Raw genomic sequence first — 4,930 nt, 5'->3', positions numbered from 1 at the left:
CTCGCGGTGGCGGATGGACTCGCCGGGGCGGGCCAGTTCGGCGAGGGCGGCGTCCAGTTCGGGCACGGCACGGACGGCGGCGCGGTGCAGCCGCTGGGCGCCGCTGCGGCCGGGGCGGGCGGGTTCGGCCTCGGGCGGCAGCACGTCGACGGTGGCGAGGTCGGCGAGGCCGGGGACGGTGAAGGCGGCGAGTTCGGCGCAGGTGGTGCCGATGTCGAGGGTGGTGCCGATCCGTTCGGCGGCGGCGTCCAGCAGGGCGAGCCGGGCGCGGGCCTGTTCGAGTTCGCGCAGTTGCTCGCGGGCCGGGTCCGGGTCGTCCAGGACGACGACGATCACGGCGGTGGTCCGCCCGGCGTGCCGTACCGGCCGGTAGCGCACCCGCAGGCCGGGCGGGACGGGGGAGCCGGCGCCTTCGGGCCCGCCGGTGACGTGTTCGCGGTCGTGGCCGTCGGCGAGGACGCGGCGCAGGGTGGCAAGGGCGCCGGCGAAGGCGGTGGCCTCGGCGGTGCGGCCGAGCAGGTCGGCGCGGCGGAGTCCGGTGGCGGCGCTGAAGGCGGGGTTGAGGTAGCGCCAGCGCAGGTGTTCGTCGAGCAGGGCGATGCCGACCGGGGCGGCGGCGAGGACGTCGCGGAGCAGGTCCGGGTCGTTGTCGGGGCCGTCGCCGCCGGGATGGTCGGCGCCCGGGTGGTCAGTGCTGGGGCGGTCGCCGCCGGGGCCGTCACCACCGGTGATCGAGCCGAGGCGCGCGGCGAGGGCCGCCGCGGTCGCCGCCAGGGAGCGGGCGCCCGGGGGCGGGGTTCCCGCTGCTCGGTTGCCGTGCCGGAAGTGCATAGGTCCATGATCACGCGCCGGGGCGCGGCACGCCCACAACCGGGTGAAACCTTGACTGCTCGGAGACGTTGTTGTAGCGAAGCGAGGGCAGTTGCGTGCGCGCGCACACACTTGTATGGTGCGTGCACACGCACACAGTCATTCGGCTTCCGGGAGCGGCCCGGAAGCCGGGAGGAGGGCCCCATGGCAGTCACCCCGATGAACGGCACCCGGATCGTCCTGATCACCGGCACCTCCTCCGGGATCGGCCTCGCCGCGGCCGTGGCCGCCGCCGGCGCCGGCTGGCGGGTGGTCGCCACCATGCGCGACACCGGCCGGGCCGGAGACCTGCTCCGCGAGGCGGAGCGGGCGGGCGTCGCCGAACTGATCGAGATCGAGCGGCTGGACGTCACCGACCCGACCTCCGTCGCGGACTGCCTCGCCGTCGTCCTCGAACGGCACGGGCGGCTGGACGCAGTGGTCAACAACGCGGGCGCGGGCTTCGTCGGCACGATCGAGCAGGACGGCCTGGCGCCGGTGCGCGCCGCGATGGAGGTCAACTACTTCGGCGTGGTCGAGGTGACCCGGGCCGCGCTGCCGCACCTGCGGGCCGCCGGCGGCCGGGTGATCACCGTGACCAGCGTCGGCGGTGTGGTCGGACAGCCCTTCAACGAGGCGTACTGCGCCGCCAAGTTCGCCGTCGAGGGCTTCATGGAGTCGCTGGCGCCGGTCGCCGCCACCGTCGGAGTGGCCGTCACCGTGGTCGAACCGGGCGCGGTGGCCAGCGAGTTCATCGGCAACCAGGGCCTCGACGTGCCCGCGCTGGTCGCCGCCGCCGGCCCGTACGGACCGGCCCTGCAGGCGTACGTCGACCGCACGCTGAAGGCCTTCGGCAACGCCCAGACCCCGGAGGAGGCGGCCGCGCCGATCGTCGCGGTGCTGACCGCCGAGCGGCCGCCGCTGCGGGTGCAGACCTCCGAGGCGGCCCGGGCCTTCGCCGGGGTCAAGCTGGCGGACCTGGACGGTTCGGCGGTGCGGACGATGACGGGCGGCTGGGTCGGCTCCGAGGGCGCCTGACACGGGGCGGCCGCCGGGCGGGTCCGCGCGCCGGGCGCCGGGTGATCACCGGTCATACTTGGGCGGCGGCGCCCGACACCGGGTGCCGCTGACGGTGCCACAGGCACCGTTCGCAGGCAACGGACCGCCAGGAGCGGCACGTCAGCAGCCCAGACCGGAGGAACCGATGAGCCCCCACCAGCCGACCAGTCGTCCGGCGGCCGGGGCCCCAGGGGTGCCGTGGAACCGGCAGCGGCTGCGCAGCAACAACGAGTGGCTGCTGCTGGAACTGCTACGCACCGGCGGGGGCACCTCGCGCGCCCAACTGGCCCGGGACACCGGCCTGTCCAAGCCCACCGTGTCCGCCGCCCTGGCCGACCTGGAACAGGCCGGGCTGGTCCGCGAGGCCGGGCGGGTGGCCCCCGAGCGGGGCCGTACCGCGGTCCTCTACGAGGTCGACCCGACGGCCGGGCACGTGCTCGGCGTGGACGTCGGCCGGGCCCGGCTGCGGGTCGCGGTGGCGGACCTCGCCGGCACCGTGGTCGCCCGGCGGGACGTGGCCAACCGGGGGCGGACGGCGGACGCCGTCGCGGATGCCGTGGTCGCCGCCGCGCACGAGGCCACCGCCGAGGCGGGCCTGCTGCCCTCCGACATCGTGCACGCGGTGATCGGCACGCCCGGGGTGTGGGACGAGGAGCGGCGCGGGGTGCGGTACGCCACCAGCCTGCCCGACTGGGGCCGGCCGGGGCTGTTCGACCGGATCGGCGAGGGGCTGGGCGCGGCCGTGACCGTGGCCAACGACGCCAACCTCGCCGCGCTCGGCGAGTACACCCTGGGCGCCGGGCGGGGCAGCCGGATGTTCGCCTACCTGCTGGTCGGCACCGGGATCGGGGTGGGGGTGGTCAAGGACGGTGAGCTGCTGGTCGGCGCCCACGGCGCGCTGGGCGAGATCGGCCTGGTGCCGGTGCCCGCCCGCCTGGGCGAGTCGGCCGCGACGACCCTGGAGCAGGAGGCCGCGGCGGACGCGGTGGTGCGGGCCGCCCGGGAGTTCGGGCTGGAGGGCAAGGGCGGCCGGCGGCTGACGGCCAAGCAGGTCTTCGAGCGGGCCCGGGCCGGGGACGGCGCGGCGCTGCGGGCGGTGGAGTGGGAAGCGGACCGGCTCGCCTACGCCGTCGCGGTGCTCTCCGCGGTGCTCGACCCGGACCTGCTGGTGCTCGGTGGCGGCATCGGCAGCAGCGCGGACCTGCTGCTGGAACCGTTGGAGCGGGCCCTGGGCCGCTTCGCCCCGATGCGTCCGACGCTCGCACCGAGCCTGCTGGGCGAGGAGGCGGTGCTCCTCGGCGCCGTGTCCACGGCGCTGGAGACCGCCCGGCCCGAGGTGTTCGAGCGCCGGACGGCGGGGTTGTGAGGCCAGGGGCCGGTGGGTTGTGAGGCCGAGGCGGGGTCGTGAGGCCGGGGCCGGTGGGGTCCGCGGAGCCCACCGGCCCCGGACGGGTCAGCCGGTGGCCAGGGTCAGCCCGTAGGTGCTGAGGATCGGGTTGACCGGCTGGAAGTAGGTCTCGCCGCCCGAGGTGCAGTCGCCGGAGCCGCCCGAGGTCACGCCCTGGGCCTGGTCGCCGGAGATGAACGAGCCGCCGGAGTCGCCCGGTTCGGCGCACACGTTGGTGCGGGTGACGCCGTAGACGCTGCCCTCCTGGTAGTTGACGGTGGCGTTCTGCTCCTCGACGGTGCCGCAGTGCCAGCCGGTGGTGGAGCCGGAGCGGCAGACCGAGCCGCCGACGGACTGCTCGTTCGAGCCGGCCACTGTCACCGCGCCGCCCTGGTAGTCGTTCACCTGCGGCTGGGCGGTCCAGTCGGACCCGGCCGCCACCCAGGACCAGTCGTTGCCCGGGAAGGTCGAGCCCTGGAAGGTGCCGATCGAACTGCCGTCGGAGGACGTCGCGTTGGAGCCGGGCTGGCCGCAGTGGCCGGCGCTGACGAAGCCGGGCTGGCCGTTCTGGGTGACCGGGAAGCCGATCGAACAGCGGGCGGCGTTGTCGATGTAGTAGGCGTCCCCGCCATGCAGGTCGGCGAGCGGCCGGGGCGCGGCGGTGGCCCGCTCGACCCGGACCAGCGCGCGGTCCACCCCGGACCGGTCCAGGAAGGCCGCGGTGCGGGCGTCGTCGGCGGACCGCACCACGACGGTGTTGGCGCGCACGTCCACGTACCAGACCGGGGTGGCGTCCGGCGCGGCGGACGCGGCGGCCCGGTCGAGCGCGTCCTTGGCCCGGTCCAGTGACGTCAGCGAGTGCCGGACGACGGTGGCCCGGCCGCCGTCGGCGGTGATGGTCCGGGCGGCGGCGGCGTCCGTGGTGGCGACCACCAGCTCGGCCTGCGGACCGTCGACCCAGGCGCCGGCCCAGCGGTCGCCGAGCGCCCGGCTCAGGGAGCTGCGGACCGCGGCGGCCCGGCCCTCCCGGGCGATCCGGTCGGCGGCGGCCTGCGGGGCCAGCCCGAGGTCGCGCTGCATCGCGTGCAGCAGGGCGGGCGGGACGGCGGCGGTGCGGGCGGGGGCGGGGGCGGCCAGGGCGGCGGCTATGGACGGGTCGTCAGCGGGGGCGCTGACGGCGGGGGCTGCGGTGAGCGCGACGGTCGCGAAGGCTGCGGCGACGGCGAGCGCACGGAATCGGAGCATGGGGTCTCCTCGTTCGGCGTGGGGGTTGCCGGAACCGTAGCGATCCGCCTGTGGTGTCCGGAACATGCCATAACGCCCCGCGCTCCCGCGCTATACCCCCGGATGTCCCGGCAGCCCGTCCGTTGTCGTCGCGTTCGGTAGTCGGAAGATCTCGATCTGCCAACGAGTGGGGAAACCGTGGTCACCACGTGTGCGGGCTCTGCTTGAATCGCACGCCTCACCCATACGGAACGGAGCGTTCTCCCCTCATGGCTTCACCGATACCCGGGCGTCGCCGGGCGGCCGGCCTGGCCGGATTCGCCGGACTCGTCCTCACCGTCGGCCTGGCGCTGACCGGTTGCGACCCGTCGGCGGCGGACGGCAAGGCGACGGCCCCGCCGACCGGCGCCG

The 4,930-nt window shown here is 76.0% G+C and carries 4 protein-coding genes; 2 read left to right on the top strand and 2 right to left on the bottom strand.

Annotated features, from left to right (window positions below):
• Positions 1 to 831: PAS domain-containing protein (locus tag BG452_RS29790; RefSeq protein ID WP_188307459.1), on the bottom strand; the 831-nt coding region annotated here is incomplete at its 3' end.
• Between the two features lie 183 nt (positions 832 to 1,014).
• Here BG452_RS29790 and BG452_RS29785 point away from each other — a divergent pair.
• Both BG452_RS29785 and BG452_RS29780 read left to right on the top strand, forming a co-directional pair.
• On the top strand, positions 1,015 to 1,887 hold the full coding sequence (locus BG452_RS29785) for an SDR family NAD(P)-dependent oxidoreductase (protein WP_223242916.1): 873 nt from the start codon (positions 1,015 to 1,017) through the stop codon (positions 1,885 to 1,887).
• Between the two features lie 166 nt (positions 1,888 to 2,053).
• Complete coding sequence (locus tag BG452_RS29780; protein WP_188307458.1) at positions 2,054 to 3,274, top strand: ROK family protein; 1,221 nt, start codon at positions 2,054 to 2,056, stop codon at positions 3,272 to 3,274.
• Positions 3,275 to 3,361: 87 nt separating this feature from the next.
• Here BG452_RS29780 and BG452_RS29775 read toward each other — a convergent pair whose 3' ends face one another.
• The gene (locus BG452_RS29775) at positions 3,362 to 4,540 is read right to left on the bottom strand and encodes a S1 family peptidase (RefSeq protein WP_188307457.1); all 1,179 of its coding nucleotides are present in this window, start codon (positions 4,538 to 4,540) and stop codon (positions 3,362 to 3,364) included.
• Positions 4,541 to 4,930: the final 390 nt, after the last annotated feature.

Origin of the sequence: Streptomyces sp. CBMA123 (assembly GCF_014596465.1) — a bacterium.
GTDB lineage: Bacteria > Actinomycetota > Actinomycetes > Streptomycetales > Streptomycetaceae > Kitasatospora.
The sequence above is the reverse complement of the archived record's forward strand: the minus strand, read 5'-3'. Positions and strand labels throughout refer to the sequence as shown.

Coding starts and splice junctions, on each gene's coding strand:
- BG452_RS29780 (WP_188307458.1), top strand. CDS start 2,054: ATGAGCCCCCACCAGCCGACCAGTCGTCCGGCGGCCGGGGCCCCAGGG.
- BG452_RS29785 (WP_223242916.1), top strand. CDS start 1,015: ATGGCAGTCACCCCGATGAACGGCACCCGGATCGTCCTGATCACCGGC.
- BG452_RS29775 (WP_188307457.1), bottom strand. CDS start 4,540: ATGCTCCGATTCCGTGCGCTCGCCGTCGCCGCAGCCTTCGCGACCGTC.